Genomic DNA, 26,380 nt, shown 5'->3' with positions numbered 1-26,380 from the left:
GCGACGCCTGGCCGCGCGACGTGGCGCCGCTTCTGACATCGTGCTGCCGCGCGTCGCGCGTCAGCCGACAACTTCCTGGAGACGAGGTGAATCATGTGCGGAATCGTCGGAGCAAGCGGCCGGAACAATCAGGTGCCGCAACTGGTCAATGCGCTGAGCCGGCTCGAATATCGCGGCTACGATTCGTGCGGCATCGCCGTGCAGGGTGACGGCCGCCTGCACAGCGAACGCACGCTGCGACGCGTGACGGACCTGCAGGATCGCGTGCTGACGCTCGGTCTCGAAGCGCAAACCTGCATCGCGCATACGCGCTGGGCGACGCACGGCGCGCCGTCGGAAATGAACGCGCACCCGATCATGTCGGGCGACACGATCGCGGTCGTGCACAACGGGATCATCGAGAACCACGACACGCTGCGCGCCGAGCTGCGCGAACGCGGCTATACGTTTCGCGGGCAGACCGACACCGAGGTCATCGCGCACCTGATCCACAGCCTCTATCGCGACGACCTGTTCGACGCGGTGGTGCGCGCCGTCAAACGGCTGCACGGCGCGTACGCGATCGCGGTGCTCAGCGCGCGCGAACCGCAGCGCCTCGTCGCCGCGCGCGCCGGCTCGCCGCTCGTGATCGGCATCGGCGCCGAGCAGAACTACCTCGCGTCCGACTGCGCGGCGCTCGGCGACCTGACCGACCGCTTCGTGTACCTGGAGGACGGCGACGTCGCGCTGATCACGCCGGAGCGCATCGCCGTGGTCGATGCGGGCGGCCAGGAAGCCCGGCGCCCGTTGTGCGAAGTGAAGGCGCGCGCAGACGATGCCGCGCTCGGCCCGTACCAGCACTTCATGCAGAAGGAAATCTTCGAGCAGCCGAAGGCGATCGACAGCACGCTCGACGGCATCGACACGATCTCGCCGGCGCTGTTCGACGCGACGGAAAGCTCGCACGCGCTGCTGTCGCGGGTGAGAAGCGTGCTGCTGCTCGGCTGCGGCACCAGTTACTACGCGGGGCTGACCGCGAAATACTGGCTCGAAAGCATCGCGGGCGTGCCGGCCCAGGTCGAGATCGCCAGCGAATTCCGCTACCGCGATACGGTGGCCGATCCGCGCACGCTCGTCGTCGGCATCTCGCAGTCGGGTGAGACGGCCGACACCATCGGCGCGATCGAGCAGGCGCGCGCGATGGGCCAGGACCTGTCGATGGCGATCTGCAACGTCGCGACCAGCACGATCGCGCGCAACGCGCCGCTGCGGTTCCTGACGCGGGCCGGTACCGAGCTCGGCGTCGCGTCGACCAAGGCGTTCACCACGCAGCTCGTCGCGCTGTTCGTGCTGACGCTGACGCTCGCGCAACTGCGCGGCCGGCTCGACGCCGCGCAAGTCGCGACACACCTGAAGCAGTTGCGCGCGCTGCCCGACCGCATCAGCCACGCGCTCGCGCTGGAAACGCAGATCATGGGCTGGGCCGCGAAGTTCGCGCGCACCGAGAACGCGTTGTTCCTCGGGCGCGGCATCCATTTCCCGATCGCGCTGGAAGGCGCGCTGAAGCTCAAGGAAGTGTCGTACATCCATGCGGAAGGCTATGCGGCCGGCGAGCTGAAGCACGGGCCGCTCGCGCTCGTCACGAGCGCGATGCCGGTGGTCACGATCGCACCGGACGATCGGCTGTTCCAGAAGCTGAAGTCCAACATGGCCGAAGTGCGTGCGCGCGGCGGGCGGCTTTACGTCCTGGCCGGCAATCAGCTCGAGATCGACGCCGACCGCGACACGCATCTGATCCGCGTGCGCGAATCGGGCGACCTGCTGTCGCCGATCGTCAACGTGATTCCGCTGCAACTGCTCGCGTATCACGTGGGCTGCGCGCGCGGCGCCGACGTCGACAAGCCGCGCAACCTCGCGAAATCGGTGACCGTCGAATGATGCGGCGAACGCGCCCGGTACAGGCGGTCACGCGGCTGGCCGTGGCTGCCCTCTGCGGCGCGGGCGGCATCGCCGCGGCGCCGCCGGCCCTCGCCGGCGCGCCGGCCGTGCATACGGTCACCGTGTCGAGCGACCCGTCGCCGCAGGACACCGGCGACCCGCGGCGCTTCATGCACGGGATCGGCGTGGCCGACGCCGGCGACGGCAAACGCTGGGTGTTCTTCAGCAGCTCGGGCGTCGCGCCGCGCGGTGCGCTGCGCAACGGCAACTGGCCGCATGACGTGTACGTCGGCGAATGGCTGCCCGACAAGCCGCTCGTGCTGCACGTCCGCACGTTCATCAGCCGCCCCGAGGCCCAGGAACCCGTATCGATCGCGCAGAACGCGCACGGCGACATCTTCGTCACGTTCGAGGACGGCTGGAACACGTCGCAGGAAGTCAGCCAGCGCTACGGCGTCTACCGCCGCGACCTGAAGCCGATCAAGCCCTACCCGAACGACGTCGAATCGGGCGGCCATTCGGGGCATGTTGCGACGGTCGGCGACCGTTTCGTCGTGTTCTATTCGGCCGACTGGGTCAACGGCGGCGGGGTCGACAACCTCGGCAGCGGCAACGGCGTCTACCTGAAAACCTACGACGCGGCCGGGCGCGTGCTGAACCATGTCGCGGTCGCGCCGCGCCGCCGCGAGTGGTGGCCCGTGATCGCGGGCTCGCCGCGCAACGCGCTGCTCGTGTGGCAGAAGTTCATCGAAGACAGCACGGACGCGACGCTCGAGTACGCGATGTTCGATCCGGTCACCGAGAAGCTGGAAAAACTCGGATCGCTGAACGGCGCAATCCAGTACTACGTGTATTCAGCCGCCTATGTGCCGGAGATCGACCGTTTCATCGTCGTCACGACGACAGCGGACGATCGCGGCGTCGCAATGCTGATCGCGCCGGACGGCCGCCGCACGGCGACGCTCGATTGCCTGCCCGCGTCGGTGCGCGAATCGGACATCGGCGTCGCCGGCACGCACGCGTATGTGCCGACCCGCGACGGGCGGCTGCTGACGCTCGCGCTTGCGCCGGCGAACATTGCGGTGAGCGGCGTACAGCGCTCGCCGATTCCGTGGGGCGCGACCGGCGTCGCCGGTTTCCCGGCGCGCGGCACGGCGATGCATTTCGTGTCGCTGACGCCGTCGGGAATGCGCGAAGCCGATTTCGAACCAGCGCAACGCACGTCGATGCCGAAGAACGACGTGTCGTGTGCGAGTCACTGACGGCGGCCCGGTAACGCAATGTCGCCAACGCGGGCAGACCGCATGTCGCCCGCGCCCTTCGTCTCCCTCCGTCCGAACCGCGCTGCGACGACACCTCGCCCATTCGGCCGCCCGGTAGTCGGGCGCGCTGTCGCGGGCCTGTCCGAGCATGGCCGCCGCGCCTTTCCGCGCCGAATTCGCCAGCGCCGCGCGTACCGGATAGACTGTCGCCCGATTCCTCTATCGGCCGCGGCGTCCCGCCTCCTGCCGCCGCCGGAACGCCCCTTCCCGGAGAACGAATGCTGAAGCGCCAGTGGTTTTCGCTTGTGCTGCTGACGGTTTGCCTGCTCGGGCAACGCGCGTCGGCCCAGTCCACGCTCGAACTCGACACCGACGGCACGGCCCGCGCCCTCACCCGCCAGACGCTGCTCGCTCGTACGGATGCAACCGATATCCACGTGCCGCGCGACATCGCGTACGGCCGGCCGATGACGTTCCGCGCGGTGCCGTTCGCCGCGCTGCTCGGCGACACGCCGCTGCCGGCCGACGGCGTGCTCGAAACGCGCGCGGCCGACGGGTTCGCCGCGCAACTGCCGCTCGATCTGGTGCGCCGCCGCGCGCCGGCCGGCGCGATCCCGTGGCTCGCGATCGAGGATCCGGCCCATCCGTGGCCGAAGCTGCCCGGCAAGCAGGTCAGCGCGGGGCCGTTCTATCTCGTCTGGCTCGGGCAAGACGCGTCGTCGATCCGCGGCGAGCAGTGGCCGTACCAGATCGTGCGCATCACGATCGAATCGTCGCCGCTCGCGCGCTGGCCGTCGCTCGCCGTCGATGCCGCGTTGCCCGCGAACGATCCGGCCCGCGCGGGCCAGCGCCTGTTCGTCACGCAATGTCTCGCGTGTCATCGCATCGACGGCGCGGGCAGCAGCCGCGCCGGCCCCGACCTGAACACGCCGATGAACCCGGTCGACTACTTCCAGCCCGCCGCGCTGCGCCGCTACATCCGCAATCCGGCGTCGGTGCGCGACTGGCCGGGCCGTAGCATGCCCGCGTTTCCGCCCGATCAGCTGAGCGACCGCGAACTCGACCAGATCGTCGCGTATCTCGCGTATATGGCGCGGCGCAAGGCGGGGAAGTAACGCGAGCACTCCGCCGCCCGGCCGCACGCGTCGCGCTTACGCTTCCTGCGCGCTCTGCAACACCGCACGCAACAGCACGTCGGCGCCCGCCGTCGCCCATTCCGGCGTAATCGCTTCGGCCTCGTTGTGGCTCAGCCCGTCGACGCACGGCACGAAGATCATGCCGGTCGGCGCGACACGCGCGACATAGCATGCGTCATGGCCCGCGCCGGACACGATGTCCATGTGCGACAGCCCGAGCGTTCGCGCCGCGTCACGCACCGTGTCGATGCAGTGCGGCGCGAACGGGACCGGCGCATACGTGAAAATCTGCTCGACCTGCGCGCCGAGACCGGTTTCGTCGGCCACGCGTGCGAGTTCCGCGCGCAGCGCCGCATCCAGTTCGTCGAGTACCGCATCGTCGGGATGACGGAATTCCACTGTGAAGAAGCAGCCGCCCGGCACCGTGTTGCGCGAATTCGGCCGCGCGTCGATCATCCCGACCGTTGCGCGCGCATCCGGTGCATAGCGGCGGCCGAGCACGTCGATGAACGAGATCATCCGCGCCGCGCCGACCAGCGCGTCGCGACGGAACGCCATCGGCGTGGTGCCCGCGTGCGCGTCGACACCGGTGAGCGTCACCTCGTACCAGCGCTGCCCCTGCCCGGCCGTCACGACGCCGATCGTCCTGCCGGCCCGCTCGAGAATCGCGCCCTGCTCGATATGCAGTTCGTACGCCGCGTGCACCGGATAGCCGCCGACCGGCTCCGCGCCCGCGTAGCCGATCCGTTCGAGCTCCTCGCCGATCGTCCGGCCCGCGCCGTCGGTGCGCGACAGCCCGTATTCGAGCGTATAGACACCCGAGAACACGCCGGCCGACACCATCGCCGGCGCGAAGCGCGAGCCTTCCTCGTTGGTCCAGATCACGACGTCGACCGGGCGCTCGGTCTCGATCCCCGCGTCGTTCAGCGCGCGCACGACTTCGAGGCCGCCGAGCACGCCGTAGATACCGTCGTAGCGGCCACCGGTCGGCTGAGAATCGGCGTGCGAGCCCGTCATTACCGGCGCGGCGTCCGGATTACGACCGGCCCGGCGCGCGAACACGTTGCCCATCCGGTCGACACGTATCGTACAGCCGGCTTCACGCGCCCACTGCACGAACAGGTCGCGCGACTCGCGGTCGAGATCGGTCAGCGCGAGACGGCAGACGCCGCCCTTCGGCGTCGCGCCGATCTGCGCCATCCGTTCGAGCGACGCCCACAGCCGGTCGCCGTCGACGCGCGGCATGCTCGCGGTATCGGTATCGTTACGCATCGCCGTTCTCCGGCGCGCTATGCAGCGCATAACGGAAATCGCAGCGCTTGCCGCCCTGCATGATCGTGCTCGTGCGCGTGAGCGCGATGTCCGGCGCATAGCCCTGGATGAAATAGCTGTCGCGCGCGCAGCTCAGCAGGTGGCCGATCTCGCCGAGCCCCATCGCGTGATACATCTCCGCGTAGCGGCAGCGATGCACGTCGTAGTCGTAGTGCGCGTCGTCCGCGCGCCGCACCTCGACGTCGAGCGCATCGCCCTTCTCCCACAGCACCTGCAGCGCGATGAACGACTTCACGCTCGTGCCGTCCGGCTCCTGCGCGGCGAACGTACGGCCCGCGTCGACGGCCGCGCCGCGCACGGCTTCCGCGATCACGGCCTGCGCGCGCTCGGTGCCGAACTCGCGCTTCATGATCTCGTAGATCGGCTTGATGATTTCCGCTTCGATGCGGCGCCGCGCGAGGATGCCGAGGCGCGGGTCCTCGGGTGCGGCGGCGGATGTCGGGTTCGCTTCGGTCATGGGGATCGTCTTGGTCGTTTTGTCGTTACTTGGTTGCGGTGCGCGCGCCGCCGAGCACGTCGACGACGGCCCACTTGCCGCCGCGCACCTGGTAGATCGTGAAGGCCGGGTCCTTCAGGTTGCCGTCGGCGTCGAACCCGATGCGCCCGGTCACGCCGGGCCGGTCGATCGCGCGCACGGCCGCGACCAGCTTCGCCGGCTGGGTCGTGCCGGCCTTCTGCGCGGCCGCGATCAGCGTGGCGGCCGCGTCGTACGCGAACGGCGCATGCAGCTCGATCGGCGCGTGAAAGCGGGCCTGGTATTGCGTGTCGAATGCCTTGCCGCCCGGCATCCGGGCGAGCGGCAGGCCCGGCTCGAGCGCCGTCACGCCGTCGCCGTCCTTGCCGGCGAGCGACAGGAAGGTCTGGCTCACGAAGCCGCCCGCGCCGAGCAGCGGCGCGTTCACGCCGAGCTGGCGCATCCGGCGCGCGATCGGCGCGGCCTGCGCGTCGAGGCCGCCGAAGAACACGAGATCCGCGCGCTTGCCCTTGATCGCGGTCAGCACGCCGCTGAAGTCGGTCGTCTTGTCGTTCACGTACTGGCGATCGACGATCGTGCCGCCGTTCGCCTGCACGCCCTTGATGAACTGGTCGGCCAGCCCCGCGCCGAACGACGTGCGATCGTCGATCACCGCGATGCGCTTCGCCTTCAGCGTCTTCACCGCGTACACACCGGTGAAGTTACCGCCCGCATCGTCGTGACCCATGATGCGGAACGCCGTTGCGTAGCCCTGCTGCGTGTATTGATGGCCGGTGGACGCCGGCGCGATCTGCGGGATGCCCGCATCGCGGTACACGCGCGACGCCGGCACGCTGCAGCCCGTGTTCCAGTGACCGACGACGCCGATCACGTGCTGGTCGACGAGTTGCTGCGCGACCGCGACGGCCGTGCGCGGGTCGGACTGGTCGTCGGCCGCGACGAGCTTGTAGACGACCGGCTTGCCGCCGATGGTCGGATGCCTGGCGTTCGCGTCGTCGATCGCGAGTTGCGCGCCGTTCTGCAGATCCTTGCCGATCCGCGCGGACGGGCCGGTGAGCGGCGCGGCGAGACCGATCAGGACCGTCTGCGGAGCGGACTGCGCGAACGCGGGAACGGAGGCGACCAGGGCGGCCGCCGAGAAGGCGAGGCTGGCGGAGAGGAAAGCGATTTTCATGTGCGGGGATCGGGTCAGTCGGATCAAAAACATGAAAAATATTAAATATTCGGCACCCAAACCCCAAATATCCAATTGTTGGATGCTTATACCGTTACCGACACATTAACGTATACCACTGTAAATACAGGATATTTTTGTGTTGTCGCTTACCCTGACTTTTCGATAAAATTCGACACATGAAAAATATCGAACAATTGCCGCACGATCCGCCGTTGCGCGCGGTGCGTGCATTCGAAGCGTTTGCGCGTCACGGCTCGGTTACCGCGGCCGCGGGCGAACTCGACATCACGCCGTCGGCGGTCAGCCATCAGCTGCAACTGCTCGAAGCGTTCATCCAGACGCCGCTGACGGTCCGCGAGGGGCGGCTGCTCGCACTCACCGACGAGGGACGCGACTACTACCGGTCGATCAGCGCGGCGTTCTCGGTGCTGCGCAGCGCGACGCGTTTCGTGCGCGACCGTTCGTCGCTGCGCCAGATCACCGTCAGCCTGATTCCGCTGCTCGGCATCGGCTGGTTCATTCCGCGGCTGCACGCGTTCCTCGCCGACAACACCGATGTCGACGTCACGGTGCTGTATGCGCATCACCGCAACTACCGGAGCGACGCGTCGGATCTGTCGATCCGCTTCGGCACCGGCGACTGGCCCGGCTATCGCTGCGAGCGGCTGCTGCCGGGCGCGATGGTGCCGATGTGCAGCCCGTCGTTCCTGAAGCGTCACGGGCCGTTCCGCACGCCGGCCGATCTCGCGCGCGCGCCGCTCGTGCACGACGAGGATCGCAGCACGTGGGTCAACTGGCTGCAGGGCGCCGGCGTGCGGCACGTGTCGCACGCGGTGGGGCCGATGTTCGAGGATGGCCAGCTCACGCTGAGCGCCGCCCGCGCGGACCTCGGCGCCGCGTTGCTGCGCGCGCCGCTGGTCCAGCGCGAACTGGCGAACGGCGAGCTCGTGCAACTGTTCGATCACGCGCTCGACGACGGGCGCGACTACTACCTGTGCACGCGCGAGGACGCGGACATGCCGGACGGGGCGCGGCGGCTGGCGGAATGGTTGCGGAAGATGGCGGGGATTTGAGCGGGGCGTGTCCCGCCGACCGAACCGGGAATCGGTATTCGCTTCGAATAGGCGCGACCTTGCATTTGCCGGGCCGGATATCGATGATGGACGCGTCCAGTAACGGAGGTTGCCATGAGCACAATCCCGGTCGACCTGTCGGATGACCAGCATGCCGCGTTGAGCATCATCGCGGAGCACAAGAACCGCTCTCCCGCCGAGATCATCGGCGACGCAATCGATGCCTATATCGCGCAACACGAACACACACTTGTCAACAATGTGTTCGGTCTATGGAAGGGGCGCGAGATCGCCAGCCAGGAGAATCTGCGCTCGGAATGGTGAAGGCACGCACTGCCCCCACCCAATCAAGGGCCGGAAGCAGATAGGAAATCCCGATCCCTCGGATTGAAACAAGCAATTTCACAAACTCAGGGTGAACCCGGATACTGGCAACACTCCACTCACCCCTGACGAAAAGGAATTGTCCAGATGCCGATCATCAACACCCAAATCAAGCCGTTCAAGGCAACCGCTTACCACAACGGCGAATTCGTGCCCGTCTCGGAAGAGAACCTCAAGGGCAAGTGGTCCGTCGTCGTGTTCTACCCGGCCGACTTCACGTTCGTCTGCCCGACCGAACTGGGCGACCTCGCCGACCGTTACGCGGAATTCCAGAAGCTGGGTGTCGAAATCTACGGCGTGTCGACCGACACGCACTTCACGCACAAGGCATGGCACGACACGTCGGACACGATCGGCAAGATCAAGTACCCGATGATCGGCGACCCGACGCTCACGCTGTCGCGCAACTTCGACGTGCTGATCGAGGAAGAAGGGATGGCGCTGCGCGGCACGTTCGTGATCAACCCGGAAGGCGAGATCAAGCTGTGCGAAATCCACGACAACGGCATCGGCCGCGACGCGGGCGAACTGCTGCGCAAGGTCCAGGCGGCGCAATACATCGCGGCGCACCCGGGTGAAGTGTGCCCGGCCAAGTGGACGCCGGGTGCGGAAACGCTGACCCCGTCGCTCGACCTGATCGGCAAGATCTGACGATCGCGCCGCGCGCCTCGCACGAGGCGCGCGACGGCGGGCCGCCGCATCGCGCGGCCCGCGCCCTCCTCCGGCACGACGTGCCCGACCATAATCATTAATACGGAATCCGAAACGCCATGCTCGACGCCAATCTCAAGACCCAACTGAAAGCGTACCTCGAAAAAATCACGCGCCCGATCGAACTCGTCGCCTCGCTCGACGACAGCGCGAAATCGCAGGAACTGCATGCGCTGCTGAACGAGATTGCGTCGCTGACGGATCGGGTGACCGTGGCAGAACGCCGCGACGACGCCGAGCGCAAGCCGTCGTTCTCGATCGGCGAGCCCGGCAAGCCGGCCGGCATCCGTTTCGCCGGCATCCCGATGGGCCATGAATTCACCTCGCTCGTGCTCGCGCTGCTGCAGACGGGCGGCCATCCGATCAAGCTCGACGACGACGTGATCGAACAGATTCGCGCGCTCGACGGCGACTACGCGTTCGAAACGTATTTCTCGCTGTCGTGCCAGAACTGCCCGGAAGTCGTGCAGGCGCTGAACGTGATGTCGCTGATCAACCCGCGCATCCGCCACGTCGCGATCGACGGCGCGCTGTTCCAGGATGAAGTCGAGTCGCGCCAGATCATGGCCGTGCCGACGATGTTCCTGAACGGTGCGTCGTTCGGCCAGGGCCGCAGCAGCGTGAAGGAAATCCTCGCGAAGCTCGATACGGGTGCCGGCGAGCGCGCGGCGAAATCGCTCGAGAACAAGCCGGTGTTCGACACGCTGATCGTCGGCGGCGGCCCGGCAGGCGCGGCCGCGGCGATCTACTCGGCACGCAAGGGCATCGCGACGGGCGTGGTCGCCGAGCGTTTCGGCGGCCAGGTACTCGACACGATGGCGATCGAGAACTTCGTGTCGGTGCAGGAAACCGAAGGGCCGAAGTTTGCGACCGCACTCGAGCAGCACGTGAAGCAGTATGACGTCGACATCATGGACGTGCAGCGCGCCGACGCGCTGATTCCGGGCGACGTGCACCAGATCCGCCTCGCGAACGGCGCGGTGCTGAAGGCGAAGACGATCGTCCTCGCGACCGGCGCACGCTGGCGCGAAATCAATGTGCCGGGCGAGCGCGAATACCGCAACCGCGGGGTCGCGTACTGCCCGCACTGCGACGGCCCGCTGTTCAAGGGCAAGCGTGTCGCGGTGGTCGGCGGCGGCAACTCGGGTGTCGAGGCCGCGATCGACCTCGCCGGCATCGTGAAGGAAGTCACGCTGATCGAATACGGCGCGCAACTGCGCGCGGACGAAGTGCTGCAACGCAAGCTGCGCAGCCTGCCGAACGTGACGATCGTCACGCAGGCGCAGACGACCGAACTGACCGGCGACGGCAGCAAGCTGAACGGGCTCGTCTACAAGGATCTGCGCTCGGGCGACACGCAGCGTATCGAGCTCGAAGGCGTGTTCGTGCAGATCGGCCTCGTGCCGAACACCGAATGGCTGAAGGGCACGGTCGAACTGTCGAAGCACGGCGAGATCGTCGTCGATGCGCGTGGTGCGACGTCGGTGCCGGGCGTGTTCGCGGCCGGCGACGTGACGACGGTGCCGTTCAAGCAGATCGTGATCGCGGTCGGCGAAGGTGCGAAGGCGTCGCTCGGCGCGTTCGACTACCTGATCCGGCAGGACGTGGCAGCGCCGGCGACGAGCGCTCAGCCGCAGGCCGAAGAAGCGGTCGCCGCCTGACGCACGTCAGCCTGCCGACATCACAGTTTGTCTCTCTTGGCCCCGCATGCCTTGGTCGGCGTGCGGGGTCCTTTTTATGCCGAGGTCGATCGCGATTACTTGGTCGCGGTCGGGCCGCCGTTTGCCGGCGCAGGCGCCGTCGACTTGAAACTGCTCGACTGCCTGACCAGTTGCTCGGTCATCGCGGCGGCCACCGGATTCGCGCCGGACGACGCACTTCCCTGCCGGTACGAACCGGCGCTCGTCGGCATCGAAGATACCGATGACATCGACGGCGGCGGCAACGACGGGTCGAGCCTCGCCGATTCCCTGACGAGCGCGGCCGTCTCCGGCGTTTCGGATTTCGTCGCGGCCGGCGGCGCGGCGGCTGCGTGGCGGTCGAGGCCGTCGCGCTTGCGCGGCGCCCGTTGCGTGACCTGCGTATGTTGCGTGACCTGCGCGGGCGCAGCCGACTGAGCGGGTTTGGCGGCCGGTGCCGGCGCCGATGGGGTCGAATCCTGCGCATCGACCGTCACGACATTGACCTTCGGCGGCGGTGCGGCCGGCTTCGTTACCGGTTGCGGCTTGTCGCTGACCACCGGAATCGCGGGAGCCGGCGCAGGCGCGGCGCCGACGCGCGCGGTTGCTGCCGGCGCGGGCGTGGGTGCGGAGGGAGGCGGCGCGGCAGCCGTTTGTTTCGGCGCCGTCGCGGCGGCTGGTGCCGGCGGCGCGATCGCGCCCTGCACCGCGTGATCGTTGCCCGCGGGCGCCGCGGCAACCGGCGCGGCCGAATCGCCGATGCCGGCGTCTTCGATCGCACGGTGGTCCGCGCGCAGGAGCATCACGTACGCGGTGCCGGCCGCGGCCACCAGAAGCCCGCCGGCGATCATCATGGTTTTACGGGTACTTGTCATGCTTGCTCACCGATCGTATCGACGTGAACAAGCCATCATACGCGGCCGACCTCCGTTGATCCCGCATGAATACATTTGGTTGCATTGATGACGGCGGCGGGCCGTCGGCACCGGGCGATGCCGCGCCGCACTATCGTCAGACGAGAAGCAACCGCCCGCCCTCGCCCGTCAGATGCAAAAGATCGCGACCGCGATCCCGCCGAACAGCAGCCACTTGACGAGGTAGTACACGGTGCGATTCCACGCCTTCAGGCGCTTGCCGGCGCGGCGAATCGCATACAGGTACCTGAACGCACGATTGAGCCCGCCCGTGCGATCTCCGGTTTCATTCGGCGACGCGGCCGCGTGCATCAGCAGTTGTCCAAACGCATCGTTGACGCGCTGCGCCCAGCGATATTTCATCGGGCGACCGATGTCGCAGAACAGGATCACGCGATCGTGCGCGGTGCGATTTTCGGCCCAGTGCAGGTACGTCTCGTCGAACATCACGGCGGCGCCGTCGCGCCATGCATACGACTCGCCGTCGACGACGATCCGGCACGCGTCGTCGTTCGGCGTATCGAGCCCGAGGTGGTAGCGCAGCGAGCCTGCATACGGATCGCGATGCAGCCCGAGCTTCCCGCCCGGCGGCAACTGCGCGAACATCGCCGCCTTGATCGACGGAATCCGCGACAGGATCTCGACCGAACGCGGACACAACGCCTGCGCGGACGGATGCGGCGCGTCGTACCACTTCAGGTAGAAACGCTTCCAGCCGTGGCGAAAGAACGAATTGAAGCCGATGTCGTTGTACTCGCCCGACGCCTTGATCCGGCTCGCGTCGCGCAACGCGAGCGCTTCGCTGCGGAACGTGCGCCATTCGCGCTGCAGCACCGCGAGCTCCGGAAAGTGCTCCGTGTCGAGAAACGGCGTGGTCGGCACCGACGAGAACGCATACGAAAAGCAGTTCAGCGGTGCGGTAAAGGTCGAATGGTCGGATAGTTGCCTGAACAACCTGTGCCGAACCTTGCCGCGCCGATGCGTGTACACGACACACGCAATGAACACGATCAACAGGACCCATCGCATCGATATTCCCCCGTAGTTCTTTTAATGAAATTCTAGAGACGGGGGAAATTTCCTGCATTGACGCGCAGGGGGTGGCGATGTGCAGCGGGACGACACAGCGCGAGTGTCGATCGACCGATGCCAAAACGCCGAAAAGCCCGTGTATACGGGCTTTTCGGGCAATCTGCACGCGCGTGCGGCATGCTGCCGACGCACGCGCCGGCGGCGATTATTCCGGAAACGGCAAATCAGTTTGCCCGTCTGCGCGCATGCCGAACGTGTTGAGCGTCATCGCGACGAGCGCGTAATAGCCGAGCAGCGCGACGAGGTTCACCACGGTCTCGTGGCCGAAGCGCGCCTGCGCACGTGCGAACGTCTCATCGCTCACGCGGCGCGTGTCGTACAGCTCGGTGGCGAACGCATGGATCAGCGCGTCGTCGTCCGATTCGAATGCGGGCGCGACGCCAAGCCGGATCGCGTCGGCCGTCGCGGCCGGCACGCCGGCATCGAGCGCGATCGGATGATGGATGTGCCACTCGGCCTGCGAGCGCCAGCGCGCGGCCGTCACGAGAATCGCGAGCTCCGACAGGCGCAGCGGCAGCCCCGTGCGGTAGCGGCAGAACGCGCCGAGCTTCTGCGCGTGCTGGGCCAGTTCGGGGCTCGCGATCCAGCCGAGGAACGGCCCGTTCAGGTTGCCGCGCGGGCCGCTGAGGATGTCGGCGAGCACGGCCTTCTGTTCGTCGGTGGCCGATGCGGGATCGAAAGGAGGCAGTCTGTCTGTCATGGTGAGGATTCGGTGAGATCGGGGTTCACGCGCCGGCCGACGCGAGCGCCGCGCCGATCGCGCCGGACAGCCGCTCGACGATCGTGTCGATCTGTTGCGCGGTGCAGACGAACGGCGGTGCGATCAGGATGTGATCGCCGTGCACGCCGTCGATCGTCCCGCCCATCGGATACACCATCAGCCCGCGCTGCATCGCTTCGCGCTTGACCGCCGCATGCAGCTTCAGCGCGGGATCGAACGTCGCCTTGGTGTCGCGATCGCGCACGAGCTCGACGCCGACGAACAGCCCGCGGCCGCGCACGTCGCCGACATGCGGATGCGTACCGTAATGCTCGCGCAGCGACGCACGCAGTTGCTCGCCGCGCGCCTTCACGTTGTCGAGCAGCTTTTCTTCAGCGATCACGCGCTGCACTTCGAGCGCGGCCGCGCAGGCCGTGGCATGACCGAGATAGGTATGGCCGTGCTGGAAGAAGCCCGAGCCGTCGACGATCGTGCGATAGATGCGGTCGCTGACGAGCGTGGCGCCGATCGGCTGGTAGCCCGCGCCGAGCCCTTTCGCGATGGTCAGCAGATCGGGCGCGACGCCGTCTTCGTCGCATGCGAACAGGTAACCCGTGCGCCCCATCCCCGACATGATTTCATCGAGGATCAGCAGCACGCCGTACTTGTCGCACACCGCGCGAATCTTCTTCAGGTAGGTACGCACCGGAGGCACCGCGCCGGCCGTCGCGCCGACCACCGTTTCCGCGACGAACGCCGCGACGTTTTCCGCGCCGAGTTCGACGATCTTCTGCTCGAGCTCGTCAGCCAGGCGCTGCGCATACGCTTCGTCGGTTTCGCCCGCCAGTTGGTCGCGATACGCATAGCACGGGCTCACGTGATGCGCTTCGATCAGCAGCGGCAGGAACGGCTCGCGCCGCCATGCGTTGCCGCCGATCGCGAGCGCGCCGAGCGTGTTGCCGTGATAGCTCTGGCGGCGCGCGATGAAATGACGGCGCTGCGGCTCGCCCTTCTCGACGAAATACTGGCGCGCGAGCTTCAGCGCGGCCTCGATCGCCTCGGAGCCGCCCGACACGAAATACACGTGATCGAGGCCGGCCGGTGCGGCGTCGACGAGCCGGTCGGCCAGTTCCTCGGCCACTTCCGTCGTGAAGAACGACGTATGCGCGTACGGCAGCTGCTGCGCCTGCCGCTTGATCGCGTCGATCACGCGCTGGTTGCTGTGGCCGAGACACGACACCGCCGCGCCGCCGCACGCGTCGATATAACGTTTGCCAGTCGAGTCGATGATCTCGATGCCGTCGCCTGCGACGGCGACGGGCAAAGTGGCGCGCGGAGCGCGATGAAAAACGGTCGTCATGCGTTGCCTCATGGATCAGGACGCGCGGGGCGCGTGCGCGGACGGCTCAATGCGCGTCGCGAAGCGCTGCGTGCCATGTTGATGGACGGTGAAGTCGATCGCGGTGTCGTGAATCGCGAACACCGCGGTCGCCAGCGTGTTTTCGTCGTCGGGGTCGGCCGGATCGTCGCGATAGATCGGCAGTCCTTCCGGCGCACGATCGCCGAGCACGCGCAGCAGCGCGGCTTCGTCGATCGCGTCGATGCCCGGCGTGAGCGCATCGACGCGTCGCTGGCGATCGCCTGACGATTGCGTGACGATCTGCGCTTCCGCGTCGCAACCGGGATGCACCAGGTGATTCGCATGGCCCGCAAGCCGCGTGACGTCGACGACCGAACAACGCGCGACGCTCGCCTCGATGCTCAGCACTCGCGTGTCGCCGGTCGCGCCGAGCGTATGGTGAAAGCCGCTCGCGCGCGCATGCGTGCGCAGCACGTCGGTGGCCGCATCGAGCGACGTCGCATCGAGCACGGCGCGGGCGAGGATCATGCGCGGCACGCCCGGCCCCGGCGTGCGGATCCGCAGGTTGTTGATCGCCTGCGCGATGCCCGCGCGGTTCGCGGCGAACGTATGCCCCGGCAGCGAGCCCGGGTAATAGAAGCTGATGAAGCCCGGCTTGCCCGTCGGCTGTACGTCGACGAGCAGGCAGCGTTCGCGCAGGTACGGATCGCCGTCCTCGTTGTGCGCGATCCAGCGCGTGCCGTTCGCGCCGCGCGTGGCGAGCGTCGTGCAGCCGTCCGGCGCGTTATGGATCAGCTCGCCGCGGCAGTTCCACAGAAAAATGTCCTCGGCCGGCCAGCCGACACCCGCCGCGATCCCGTCCAGTTCCGCGACGAGGTCGGGGTACGCGGCCAGCGCGGCCTGCCGCAGCGCATCGACGAACGGATGGCCGCGCCAGCGGCGCACGGCCTGCCATGCGCTGCTCTGCTGCATGTACGTATCGAACACGGGGCGGGCAAGCTCGCCGAGGCGCACGCCGATGTCGAACGGCGTGCCGGCGATGACGGGAGAAAGGGAAAGCGGCATGTCGGATGTTTCGGTTTCGTTCAGGACACGTGTTTCAGGAATTCCTTCAGGCGCGGCGTCGGCGGCCGGTCGATCAGCTCGACCGGATGGCCGTCCTCGGCGATGCCGCCCTGATCCATGAACAGCAGCCGCGTGCCGACCCGCTTCGCGAAGCCGATCTCGTGCGTGACGACGATCATCGTCATCCCTTCGGTCGCGAGATCCTGCATCACTTTCAGCACTTCGTGGCGCAGCTCCGGATCGAGCGCCGACGTCGGCTCGTCGAACAGCATCAGCCGCGGCCGGATCGCGAGCGCCCGCGCGATCGCGACGCGCTGCTGCTGGCCGCCCGACAGCTCCGACGGGTAATGATTCGCGCGCGATTCGAGGCCGACCTTGTCGAGCAGCGCCATCGCCTGGTCACGCGCGTCGGCGCGCGACGCGCCGCGCACCTGCATCGGCCCGAACATCACGTTCTCGAGCGCAGTCATCTGCGGGAACAGGTTGAACTGCTGGAACACCATGCCGGCTTCGAGCCGGATGTTGCGGATCGTCGTCGCGTTGCCGCGCACGCTCTGGCCGTCGACCAGCAGTTCGCCGCCGGTGATTTTCTCGAGCGCGTTGATACAGCGCAGCATCGTCGATTTGCCCGAGCCCGACGGGCCGACCACGACGACCACCTCGCCCGCGTCGATCTTCAGGTCGATGTTCTTCAGCACCGGTACATGGCCGAAGCTCTTCGACACGTTCTGGAATTCGATCATGCTCATAAGATTTTCATCCGCTTTTCGACGATCCGCAGCGTCAGCGTCATCGCGCCGGTCAGTATCAGGTAGATGACGGCCACCGCACTCCAGATCTCGACCGCCTGGAAATTGCCCGCGATGATTTCCTGCCCCTTGCGCGTCAGCTCGCCCACGCCGATCACGATGAATAGCGACGTGTCCTTCAGGCTCACGATGCACTGGTTGCCGAGCGGCGGAATCAGCCGCCGGAACGCGAGCGGCCCGACGATCTTCAGCAGCACGCGCGGCATCGACAGCCCCATCGCGAGCCCCGCTTCCGTCAGCCCCTTCGGGATCGACAGCAGCGCGCCGCGCACCACTTCCGCGAGATACGCGCCGGAATTCACCGTGATCGCGATGATCGCGGCCGTCAGGCCGTCGATGCGGATATGCGCGAGCAGCGGCAGCGCGAAATACAGGAACATCACCTGCACGACGATCGGCGTGCCGCGGATCAGCTCAATGTAGACCTGGGCGAGCACGTTCATCGCCTTCGGTCCGTATGCGCGGAACATGCCCGCGATCATCCCGACGATGAAACCGCCCACCAGCCCCAGTAATGCGATGAACACCGTCAACCGGACCCCGTCCATCAGGTCCGGCAACGCCGCCCAGATCGCCGACCAATCGAAATTCACTTGTCGCTCCCCGTTCGATTCAAGACCGGCGCGGCCACTCGGCCGCGCCATGATGCACCGTCACGCTCACATCTTCGGCGGCTCGGCGCCGAACCACTTCTTGTAGATCTGTGCGTAGCGGCCGTCGGTCTTGATCTTCACGAGCGACGCGTTGACCTTCGGCACGAGCGCGCTGCCCTTCGGGAAGCCGATCCCGTACTTGTCGCCGCTGACCGGCTGGCCCGCGACCTTCACCTTGCCCTTGCCTTCGTTGTTCACGAAGAACAGCACGTTCGGCGTGTCGTGCATCGCCGCGTCGACGCGGCCGGCCTCGAGCGCGAGATATGCCTGGTCGATGTTCGGGAACTGGCGGACTTCCTTCGGCTTCAGGTGCGTCTTGATCCAGTCGATCGTCGCGGTGCCCGTCTTCGCGGCGATCACCTTGCCGTTCAGGTCGTCGATCGACTTGATCGAGGTATTGTCGGCCTGCACCATCGCGGCGAGCCCGCTGTCGTAGTACGGCGCGGAGAAGTCGATCGCCTTCTTGCGCTCTTCCTTGATGGTCATCCCCGACAGCGCGACGTCGATGTTCTGCGTCTGCAGCGCCGGGATCAGGCCCGCGAAATCCATCGGCTGGATCGTGTATTTCCAGCCCTGGTCCTTCGCGATCTCGGCCCACAGGTCGAGATCGAAGCCGACGTACTTGTCGCCCTGCTTGAACTCGAACGGCATGAACGACGTATCGGTCCCGACGACGAGCGTCTTGGTGTCCGCGTGCGCGATGCTGGCGCCGAGCGCGGCAGCAACCGCGACGGCTTTCAGGAAGGAACGGCGACTCATGACTTTTCTCCGCATGGTTGAGCGATGTAACCGGCCGGCTGGCCGGGGAACGACGACATCAAGCCGCACCGCAACATGCGATGTTGAATTAGACCGTAGTGCAACAAGTGTTGTCAATGGCGATACTACGACGCCAAAAAAGTCCGCAACAGATAAATGCGTCGAGACAAATTCGGGCCGCGCGGCGCGGATAGATCGGAGGAAAGCGGGAGAATGGCGGAGCAAAACGCCCCGCCGGATCGTGGCGCGCCGGGGGATGGCGGCATGGGGACAGAAGATCGCGCGCCGTGCCGGGAGGGCCATGCGCGCAAAGCCGGCAACCGCCGGCTCGGCTCAACGCAGGGTGCGGGACGCTTCGGAGATTGCCAACGGGCGACGCGCCGCCGCCGCGTCGCTCATGCCGCAACCCCACTCGCCTGATGCGACACGAGCCGCGCATACGCGCCCTGCCGCGCCATCAGCGCCGCGTGACGCCCGGCCTCGATCACCGCGCCCTGCTCGATCACGAGGATCAGGTCGGCATTGCGCACGGTCGACAGGCGGTGCGCGATGATGATCGACGTGCGCTGCGTCATCAGGTCCTCCAGCGCCGCGCGGATCTGCTGCTCGCTGATCGTGTCCAGGTGCGACGTCGCCTCGTCGAGGATCAGCACCGGCGCATCCTTCAGGAATGCGCGCGCGATCGCCACACGCTGGCGCTGGCCGCCCGACAACTGCACGCCGCGCTCGCCGACGCGCGTCGCGAGCCCGTCCGGCAACCGCGCGACGAAGTCGCCGAGCGCCGCGTGGTCGATCGCGCGCTGCACGTCCGCATCGGATGCGTCGTTCGCCGCGAGCCGGATGTTCGCTTCGAGCGTGTCGTTGAACAGGTAGGTATCCTGCGCAACGAGCGCGATGTGCTGCCGCAAATCGTCGAGCCGCAGGTCGCGCAGGTCGACGCCGCCGAGCGTCACGCGACCCTGCTGCGGATCCCAGAAGCGCAGCAGCAGGCTCGCGACGGTCGACTTGCCGGCGCCCGATGCGCCGACCAGCGCAACCGTGCTGCCGGGCGGCACCTCGAAGCTCACGCGGTCGATCGCGGGCACGCTGCGCCCCGGATACGTGAACGATGCCGCCTCGAACCGCACCGCCGGATTGCCCGGCATCGCGTGCGCGCCGTCCGTCACCGTCACGGGTTCCTTCTCCAGCGCGCGCAAGCGGCGCGTCGATGCGATCGTGTCGGCAAGCTGGCGCGCGACCTGGCCGATTTCGGCCACCGGCATGAACGCGGCCACCGCGACCAGCACCAGCAGCGGCAACGACTCGCGCGGAAACCAGCCATGCGCGCACAACCACGCGCCGAGCGCCGCGACGGCCAGCCCGCCGAGCCCGCTCGCGACTTCCAGCGCGGCGCTTTGCGTCGACAGGTCGTCGAGCAGCTTCGCACGCTGCTGGCGGTACGCATCGACCTCGGCCACGAACGCTGCGCGCCGGCGCGCGATCGCCTGGAACGCGGTCAGTTCCGCGAGCCCCTGGATCGTTTCGGTCAGGTGCGCACCGAGCTGGCCGAGCGCTTCGCGCGCGCCGGTGCCGAGCCGGTCGACGTCGCGCCGGGCCAGCACGGGCGCAAGCCCCGCCCACAGCAGGAACGGCAGCAGCACGAGCGCGAGCGGCCATGCGACCGACGCGAGCAACACCAGCACGCCGGCCGGCACGAGCACCGCGACGAATGCCGGCGCCAGCGTATGCGCGTAGAAATATTCGACGGTCTCGACGTCCTGCGTCGCGAGCGACACGAGATCGCCGGAACGGCGGCGCAGCAGCCCGGCCGGCGCGAGCCGTTCGAGCGTCGCGAACAACGCGATGCGCATTTCCGCGAGCAGCCGGTACGCCATGTCGTGCGCGAGCCACGATTCGAGCCAGTGCAGCACGGCCGCGACCGGCGCGATCACGAGCAGCGCGGCCACGAGCCCGGTGCCGACATGCCCCGTCGGCACCGCGCCGACCACCAGCGCGCCGATCACGCCGACGCCGATGAACGCGAGCACGCGGCCGATCCCGAACAGCACGGTCAATACGACCTTGCCTTTCCACGGACGCACGAAGCGCAGCAGCGTCTGCAACGTTTCCGGCCAGCCGATCGTCGCCGCGTCGTCGTTCAGCGGCCGCACCTGCGGGCCCGACGACGCGCGCGCGGTCGCACCGGCCGCCGCCGTCGCACCGACGGATTCGGCGACCGCTTCCAGTTGCGGCCCCATCAGGCGACGATACGGGCCGTCGCGCGCGATCAGCGCCGCGTGCGTCCCTTCGTCGACCACCTGCCCCTGGTCGAGCACCAGGATGCGATCGGCGCCGATCACGCTGGACAGCCGGTGCGCGAGCACGAGCGTCGTCCGTCCGCGCGTGAGCCGGTCGAGCGCCTGCTGGATCAGCGCTTCGTTTTCCGCATCGACCGACGACAGCGCCTCGTCGAGCAACAGGATCGGCGCATCGCGCAGCAGCGCGCGGGCAATCGCGAGGCGCTGGCGCTGGCCGCCCGACAGCATGAGCCCGCGTTCGCCGATGCGCGTCGCGTAGCCGTCGGGCAGCGCCGAGATGAAATCGTGCGCGTTGGCGGCGCGCGCGGCCGCGATCATGTCCGCGTCGCTCGCGTCCGGGCGGCCGAGCCGCAGGTTGTCGGCGACGCTGCCGTCGAACAGCGTCGCATCCTGCGCGACGACCGCGATCATGCCGCACACCTGGTCGGCAGCGAGCGTCCGCACGTCGTGGCCGCCGATCCGGACCGCACCGCCCTGCGCGTCGTGCTGGCGCAGCAGCAGGCGCACGATGGTCGACTTGCCGGCCCCGCTCGGCCCGACGATCGCGACCGTCTCGCCCTCGCGCACCGTGAAACTCAGCGCCGCATGGGCATCCGCGCGGCGCCCCGGATACGCGAAGCTGACGTGATCGAACGCGATCTCCGGCCGCAGGCCCGCTACGCGCGGCGCGTCGACGGAAGGTGCAGGGCTGCCCGCGTCGAGCAGCGCATGGATCGCATTCGCCGCCGACTGGCCGATCATCCCCTGATGCAGCACCGCGCGCAGGTCGCGCAGCGGCCGGAAGATCTCGCTGCCGGCCATCAGCACGATCAGCAGCGCTTCAAGGCTCATGTCGCCGTGCCGCACACGCCACGCGCCCACCGCGATCGCCGCGGCCGCGCCGAGGCCGGTACCGAGATCCGTGAAGAGCCGCGTCAGCAGGCCGAGCGCGAGCACCCAGAACGTACTGTCCGACAGCGCGCGCGCCTTCGCGGCCAGCTTTGCGCCGAACGCGGTGCTCTGCCCGAACGCCTTCAGCGTCGGCAGGCCCTGCACCGCATCGAGAAACTCCTCGCCGAACGCCTTGAATGCGGCCGACCGTGCGAGCGCCGCGCGTTTGTCGGCGCGATGCACGAGCTGCGGCAGCGCGAGCGTGACGAGCGCCGCGACCAGCAGGATCGCGGCCGTCGGCACGTCCCACCATGCGAGCACCGCGAAGATCATGAGCGGCGCGCACGCAGCGATCACGAGCTGCGGCAGGTAGACGCCGAAGAAGGTCTGCAACTGCTCGACGCCGTCGACGACGGCCAGCATCACGCCGCCCGTGCGTTCGCCGCTGAACCAGGCGGGGCCGAGCGCGGCGATCCGGTCGAACAGCCGCGCGCGCAGCGTCGCCTGCACGCGGCCCGCCGTATGCTGCGCGAGCACCGTGCGGCGATGATCGAGCCATGCACGCAGCAGCACGCAAGCCGCCGTTGCAGCAACGGCCTCGCCGATATTGCGCGCCGGCGCGCCGGAAAACACCAGCGCCAGCACGCGGCCGAGAAATACGAAGCGGAGGATGCCGACACCCATCGCGAGCAGCCCGAGCGCGACGGCCGCCGCCACCCGCCAGCGCAGTCCCGCCATCATTGCCCATAGTCGTCGGTCGAAATACATGCAGCCCTCCAGTCGGTGTTTCGTTGCGTTTTTCTTGACCGGATCGAGGCTACCCGCGCCGCCCGCGCGCGGCAAAAGATGATTTTTCAACGGGTGTTGAGTCAACTACAATACCCCGCATGTCGCACCTCCCTCCCCTCAGCGCACTGCGTGCTTTCGAGGCGGCCGTCCGCCTCGGCGGGTTCGCGCGCGCGGCGGTCGAGCTGAACGTATCGACCAGCGCGGTCAGCCACCAGATCCGTTCGCTCGAGGAATCGCTCGGCGCACGGCTGCTCGAACGCAGCACGGGGCTCGGCGGCATCAGCGTCACGCCGGCCGGTGCGCGCCTGCTGCCGGCCGTCAGCGATGCGCTGTCGCGTCTCACCGACGCGTGCGCCGAGATTCGCGGCACCGCACAACGGCTCACCGTATCCGCCAACGCGCCGTTTTCGTCGATGTGGCTCGCGCGCCGGCTTGCGGAATTCTCGTCGCTTCATCCCGACACGCCGCTGCATGCGGTCGTTCTCGACGACGAGCCGGATTTCGCGCGCAGCGGCATCGACCTGGCGATCGTGCACGTACCGTCGCGCCGGCTGCGGGCCGACGACGACGTGCTGATGCGGGAAACCGTGTTTCCGGTCTGCAGTCCCGAGTTGTTTCCGTACGCATCGGGGTACGTATGCCGCTCGCGGCTGCTGCAGGAGATGCACGAGGACAGCCCCGAGATCGACTGGCGCAACTGGGCGTCGGAATTCGGCCTGCCGGGCGACTTCGACACGAAGATCGTCCGTTACAGCAGTTTCAGCCAGGTGATCGGCGCGGCCGTCGGCGGTGCGGGTATCGCGCTCGGCCGCGTGCCGCTGATCGAGCCCGAACTGCGCAGCGGGCGCCTGGTGCCGCTGGTGCCGGGCCTCTCACGCGATGCGTCATGGCGCTTCGTGCTGCGCCGCCATCCGTCGACGCGGCACCGGCTGCTCGATCCGTTGATCGCATTCCTGCGCAGCGAAGCGGACGCGCCGCCGTTCGTTTCTAAAATGGTTGCGCCCGCATCCAACGACAGTCACGCACGAGGCGCGGGCGGCGCCTGACGGGCCGGCCTCGCGTTGCCTGTCGGCCCCTTACGGAGCCGCGAAGAACAGCGCGACGACGCACGCCATTCCGCCGAACCACACGAGCGAACGCAGCGACGCCCAGTTCAGCAGGTACATCAGCGCATAGACGATGCGGATCGCGACGAACGCGATCGCGAGCTGGTCGACGCGATGCACGTTCGCGCCGTTGTGCCATGCCACCACCAGCGCGGCCGTGAACAGCGCGAGTGCTTCCCACGCATTCTGATGCGCGGCCTGGGCGCGGGCGCGCCAGCCTTCGAGCTTCGCCAGGTACGCGCGCGGCGTACGGTTGTCGTAACCCTTGCGGGCCTTGGCGAGAAACGTCATCGGGAACGGCAACAGCGCCACGATGAACAGGCACAGCTGGGACGTCGTCATCAAAGTCTCCTCCATTATGATTACATTGATCAATGACAAGATCGCCGAGAGCTTAGCATTGCGCCGTGCTGTTCGCGCACCGGTTTTCTAGACGGGAGGCTCGGCCGAGCAGGCCGCGGGTGACGGCGCCCGGCCCGCAACGACGCCAAAATTTCCACCAAATCGTCGACAAATACGTTAATTAAAACTGGTCGAACACCAATAAGATAGCGCTCGACACTGGCTTGGCGCGCGACCGCACCAAGCCCGCCGTTTCCCTCCGCGCCGCCGTGCGCCGAACGACATCCGACCCGAGCCCTTGCCATGCCCCGTCCCATCGTCGCCCATATCCGCCCCGACGCCGTCCGCCACAACCTCGACTTCATCCGCCGCACCGCCGCGCAATCGCGCGTGTGGGCCGTGATCAAGGCCAACGCGTACGGTCACGGCATCGAACGGATCTACCCCGGCCTCGCGGCCGCCGACGGCATCGCGCTGCTCGACCTCGACGAAGCCGTGCGCGTGCGCGAACTCGGCTGGGACAAGCCCGTGCTGCTGCTCGAAGGGATCTTCGAGCCGGCCGACGTCGAGCTGGCCGATCGCCATCGGCTGACGGTCGCCGTGCACTGCGACGAACAGCTCGACCTGCTGATCGCCGCGAAGCCGCAGCAGCCGATCGACATCCAGCTCAAGATGAATTCCGGCATGAACCGGCTCGGCTATCGGCCGGCCGCGTTCCGCGCCGCGTGGGAACGCGCGGCGAGTGCGCCGTCGATCGGCAAGATCACGCTGATGATGCATTTCGCGAACGCCGACGAAGGGGAAGTCGACTGGCAGCTCGAACAGTTCGACGCGACCACGGCCGGGATTCCGGGCGAGCGCTCGGTATCGAATTCGGCAGCCGTGCTGTGGCATCCGCGCGCGCACCGCGACTGGGTGCGGCCCGGCACGATCCTGTACGGCGCTTCGCCGACGGGCGCGTCGCGCCATATCGCCGACACGCCGCTGATGGCCGCGATGACGCTGACGAGCAAGATCATCGGCGTGCAGACGCTATCGCCGGAAGAGACCGTCGGCTACGGCCGCCGCTTCACCGCCGACCGGCCGATGCGGATCGGCGTCGTCGCGTGCGGCTACGCGGACGGCTATCCGCGCCACGCGCCGACCGGCACGCCGATCGCGGTGGACGGCGTGATGACGCGCGTCGTCGGCCGCGTGTCGATGGACATGCTGACCGTCGACCTGACGCCGTGCCCGAACGCGGGCATCGGCGCGAGCGTCGAGCTGTGGGGCGACCAGGTGAAAGTGGACGATGTCGCGGAAGCCAGCGGCACGATCGGCTACGAGCTGATGTGCGCGCTCGCGCGCCGCGTGCCGGTGGCAATCGTGCCGCCCGGCGCGTCGACCGTGCAGCCGGCGCTGCGGACCGGCAGCTACGGACGCTGAGCGGCGGCGATGCGGCAATGCGTGACCGCGTCGCCGCGCATGCCGTGCTACGTACCGGCGGGCCGCCTCGGTGAACTGACCCCGCGAAGTTGGACGGTTGAAGCCTAGGCAGCCGCGGGCTGATGAACCGTTTGCTTGGCGGCGAAGAACCGCCAACGCGCGCCGACGCCGACACGGTACATCGTTGCGCAACGACGGGCTCCGACGCGCTCCCCGCCCGCCTCCGTCACCGCATCACGAACGCCACGTCGGCTTCCGCTTCTCGAGGAACGCGTCGATGCCCTCGCCCGCATCCTCTTCCATCATGTTGCGCGCCATCACGTCGCCCGCATACGCATAGGCTTCGTCGAGCGGCAACTCGCGCTGACGATAGAACATCTGCTTGCCATACCGCACCGCGGCCGGGCTCTTCGCGACGATCTCCGCGACCTTGCGCGCGACGGCCGCATCGAGCGCGTCCGCGGGCACGGCTTCGTTGACGAGCCCCCACGCGGCGGCCGTCGCCGCATCGACGAAGCGCCCGGTCATCAGCATGTCGAACGCGCGCTTGGCCGCGACGTTGCGGCTCAGCGCGACGGCCGGCGTCGAGCAGAACAGCCCGACGTTGATGCCCGACACCGCGAAGCGCGCGGTATCGGCCGCGATCGCGAGGTCGCACGCGGCGACGAGCTGGCAGCCGGCCGCCGTCGCGATGCCGTGCACGCGCGCGATCACCGGCACCGGCAATGCGCGCATCGCGAGCATCACGCGGCTGCACTGCGCGAACAGCGTGCGGTAGTAGTCGAGTTCGGGCTTGCTGCGCATCTGCCGCAAGTCGTGGCCGGCGCAGAACGCCTTGCCTTCGGCGGCCAGCACGACGCAGCGCACGTGCGGATCGGCAGCCAGCGTATCGAATGCATCGTGCAGGGCCGACAGCATCGCTTCGGACAACGCGTTGAACTGCTGCGGGCGATTCAGGCGCAGCGTGACGACGCCGTCGTGCGCGTCGCGCAACAGGATCGGCTCGGCTGTCTGTTGAATGGGTTCCATGGTGTTCCGCTCGACGGGGTTCGG

The 26,380-nt window shown here is 67.9% G+C and carries 23 protein-coding genes; 9 read left to right on the top strand and 14 right to left on the bottom strand.

Features of this window, described 5'->3' with window-relative positions:
* Positions 1-93: 93 nt before the first annotated feature.
* The 3 genes from glmS to HWX03_RS03505 all read left to right on the top strand — a co-directional run bounded on the left by glmS (position 94) and on the right by HWX03_RS03505 (position 4,294).
* Positions 94-1,917 carry a glutamine--fructose-6-phosphate transaminase (isomerizing) gene (glmS, locus tag HWX03_RS03515; RefSeq protein ID WP_175819378.1) on the top strand — a complete coding sequence of 608 codons (1,824 nt, stop codon included), beginning with the start codon at positions 94-96 and terminating at the stop codon, positions 1,915-1,917.
* Complete coding sequence (locus tag HWX03_RS03510) at positions 1,914-3,179, top strand: hypothetical protein (RefSeq protein ID WP_175870263.1); 1,266 nt, start codon at positions 1,914-1,916, stop codon at positions 3,177-3,179. Before glmS ends, HWX03_RS03510 begins: the two co-directional genes overlap by 4 nt.
* 278 nt (positions 3,180-3,457) lie before the next feature.
* Positions 3,458-4,294 (top strand): cytochrome c, encoded by an 837-nt coding sequence (locus HWX03_RS03505; RefSeq protein WP_175870262.1) that lies wholly within the window; start codon positions 3,458-3,460, stop codon positions 4,292-4,294.
* Between the two features lie 36 nt (positions 4,295-4,330).
* Here HWX03_RS03505 and HWX03_RS03500 read toward each other — a convergent pair whose 3' ends face one another.
* From HWX03_RS03500 to HWX03_RS03490, 3 genes are read right to left on the bottom strand one after another with little or no spacing between them, the layout of a single operon-like run.
* The gene (locus tag HWX03_RS03500; protein ID WP_175870261.1) at positions 4,331-5,587 is read right to left on the bottom strand and encodes a Zn-dependent hydrolase; all 1,257 of its coding nucleotides are present in this window, start codon (positions 5,585-5,587) and stop codon (positions 4,331-4,333) included.
* Positions 5,580-6,104, bottom strand: coding sequence for an L-2-amino-thiazoline-4-carboxylic acid hydrolase (locus HWX03_RS03495; RefSeq protein ID WP_175870260.1), 525 nt, complete (start codon positions 6,102-6,104; stop codon positions 5,580-5,582). The genes HWX03_RS03500 and HWX03_RS03495 overlap by 8 nt, the downstream gene beginning before the upstream one ends.
* A gap of 25 nt (positions 6,105-6,129) precedes the next feature.
* Complete coding sequence (locus HWX03_RS03490) at positions 6,130-7,296, bottom strand: branched-chain amino acid ABC transporter substrate-binding protein (RefSeq protein ID WP_175870259.1); 1,167 nt, start codon at positions 7,294-7,296, stop codon at positions 6,130-6,132.
* Between the two features lie 179 nt (positions 7,297-7,475).
* Between HWX03_RS03490 and HWX03_RS03485 the strand changes: the two genes are divergently transcribed.
* The 4 genes from HWX03_RS03485 (at position 7,476) to ahpF (ending at position 11,128) form a co-directional block, all read left to right on the top strand.
* Positions 7,476-8,372 carry a LysR substrate-binding domain-containing protein gene (locus HWX03_RS03485; RefSeq protein WP_175870258.1) on the top strand — a complete coding sequence of 299 codons (897 nt, stop codon included), beginning with the start codon at positions 7,476-7,478 and terminating at the stop codon, positions 8,370-8,372.
* Positions 8,373-8,486: 114 nt separating this feature from the next.
* Positions 8,487-8,696 carry a CopG family transcriptional regulator gene (locus HWX03_RS03480; protein ID WP_175870257.1) on the top strand — a complete coding sequence of 70 codons (210 nt, stop codon included), beginning with the start codon at positions 8,487-8,489 and terminating at the stop codon, positions 8,694-8,696.
* A gap of 147 nt (positions 8,697-8,843) precedes the next feature.
* A complete protein-coding gene (gene ahpC / locus HWX03_RS03475; RefSeq protein WP_089457974.1) occupies positions 8,844-9,407 on the top strand; it encodes an alkyl hydroperoxide reductase subunit C in 564 nt (187 codons plus the stop codon).
* 119 nt (positions 9,408-9,526) lie between these two features.
* Entirely contained in the window at positions 9,527-11,128 is a 1,602-nt protein-coding gene (ahpF, locus tag HWX03_RS03470) for an alkyl hydroperoxide reductase subunit F (protein WP_175870256.1), read from the top strand.
* Between the two features lie 95 nt (positions 11,129-11,223).
* On the opposite strand, the gene HWX03_RS03465 is transcribed toward ahpF, so the two are convergent.
* The 9 genes from HWX03_RS03465 to HWX03_RS03425 form a co-directional block, all read right to left on the bottom strand.
* Complete coding sequence (locus HWX03_RS03465) at positions 11,224-12,021, bottom strand: extensin (protein WP_175870255.1); 798 nt, start codon at positions 12,019-12,021, stop codon at positions 11,224-11,226.
* 168 nt (positions 12,022-12,189) lie between these two features.
* Positions 12,190-13,089, bottom strand: a complete 900-nt coding sequence (lpxO, locus tag HWX03_RS03460; protein ID WP_175870254.1) for a lipid A hydroxylase LpxO — start codon at positions 13,087-13,089, stop codon at positions 12,190-12,192.
* 208 nt (positions 13,090-13,297) lie between these two features.
* Positions 13,298-13,852 carry a carboxymuconolactone decarboxylase family protein gene (locus HWX03_RS03455; protein ID WP_175870253.1) on the bottom strand — a complete coding sequence of 185 codons (555 nt, stop codon included), beginning with the start codon at positions 13,850-13,852 and terminating at the stop codon, positions 13,298-13,300.
* A gap of 25 nt (positions 13,853-13,877) precedes the next feature.
* A complete protein-coding gene (locus HWX03_RS03450) occupies positions 13,878-15,212 on the bottom strand; it encodes an aspartate aminotransferase family protein (protein WP_174430732.1) in 1,335 nt (444 codons plus the stop codon).
* Positions 15,213-15,227: 15 nt separating this feature from the next.
* Positions 15,228-16,277, bottom strand: coding sequence for a C45 family peptidase (locus tag HWX03_RS03445; protein ID WP_175870252.1), 1,050 nt, complete (start codon positions 16,275-16,277; stop codon positions 15,228-15,230).
* Between the two features lie 20 nt (positions 16,278-16,297).
* Positions 16,298-17,026, bottom strand: a complete 729-nt coding sequence (glnQ, locus tag HWX03_RS03440; RefSeq protein ID WP_174388472.1) for a glutamine ABC transporter ATP-binding protein GlnQ — start codon at positions 17,024-17,026, stop codon at positions 16,298-16,300.
* Positions 17,023-17,730, bottom strand: coding sequence for a glutamine ABC transporter permease GlnP (gene glnP / locus HWX03_RS03435; RefSeq protein ID WP_175870251.1), 708 nt, complete (start codon positions 17,728-17,730; stop codon positions 17,023-17,025). Before glnP ends, glnQ begins: the two co-directional genes overlap by 4 nt.
* 15 nt (positions 17,731-17,745) lie before the next feature.
* Positions 17,746-18,498 carry a glutamine ABC transporter substrate-binding protein GlnH gene (glnH, locus tag HWX03_RS03430; protein ID WP_175870250.1) on the bottom strand — a complete coding sequence of 251 codons (753 nt, stop codon included), beginning with the start codon at positions 18,496-18,498 and terminating at the stop codon, positions 17,746-17,748.
* A 395-nt stretch (positions 18,499-18,893) separates the two neighbouring features.
* On the bottom strand, positions 18,894-22,433 hold the full coding sequence (locus tag HWX03_RS03425; protein ID WP_175870249.1) for an ABC transporter ATP-binding protein: 3,540 nt from the start codon (positions 22,431-22,433) through the stop codon (positions 18,894-18,896).
* A gap of 119 nt (positions 22,434-22,552) precedes the next feature.
* Between HWX03_RS03425 and HWX03_RS03420 the strand changes: the two genes are divergently transcribed.
* The gene (locus HWX03_RS03420; RefSeq protein ID WP_175870248.1) at positions 22,553-23,500 is read left to right on the top strand and encodes a LysR family transcriptional regulator; all 948 of its coding nucleotides are present in this window, start codon (positions 22,553-22,555) and stop codon (positions 23,498-23,500) included.
* Positions 23,501-23,530: 30 nt separating this feature from the next.
* On the opposite strand, the gene HWX03_RS03415 is transcribed toward HWX03_RS03420, so the two are convergent.
* On the bottom strand, positions 23,531-23,902 hold the full coding sequence (locus HWX03_RS03415; protein ID WP_175870247.1) for an MAPEG family protein: 372 nt from the start codon (positions 23,900-23,902) through the stop codon (positions 23,531-23,533).
* Between the two features lie 303 nt (positions 23,903-24,205).
* On the opposite strand from HWX03_RS03415, the gene alr reads away from it, so the two are divergent.
* Positions 24,206-25,327: an alanine racemase gene (alr, locus tag HWX03_RS03410; protein WP_175870246.1), complete on the top strand. Its 1,122-nt coding sequence runs from the start codon at positions 24,206-24,208 to the stop codon at positions 25,325-25,327.
* Between the two features lie 234 nt (positions 25,328-25,561).
* On the opposite strand, the gene HWX03_RS03405 is transcribed toward alr, so the two are convergent.
* Positions 25,562-26,356, bottom strand: a complete 795-nt coding sequence (locus HWX03_RS03405) for an enoyl-CoA hydratase (protein WP_175870245.1) — start codon at positions 26,354-26,356, stop codon at positions 25,562-25,564.
* Between the last annotated feature and the right edge of the window lie 24 nt (positions 26,357-26,380).

The sequence above is a fragment of the Burkholderia sp. BCC0397 genome (assembly GCF_902832865.1).
Taxonomy (GTDB): Bacteria; Pseudomonadota; Gammaproteobacteria; order Burkholderiales; family Burkholderiaceae; genus Burkholderia.
Note: the sequence above shows the minus strand (reverse complement) of the source record. Positions and strands in the feature narration are given on the sequence as shown.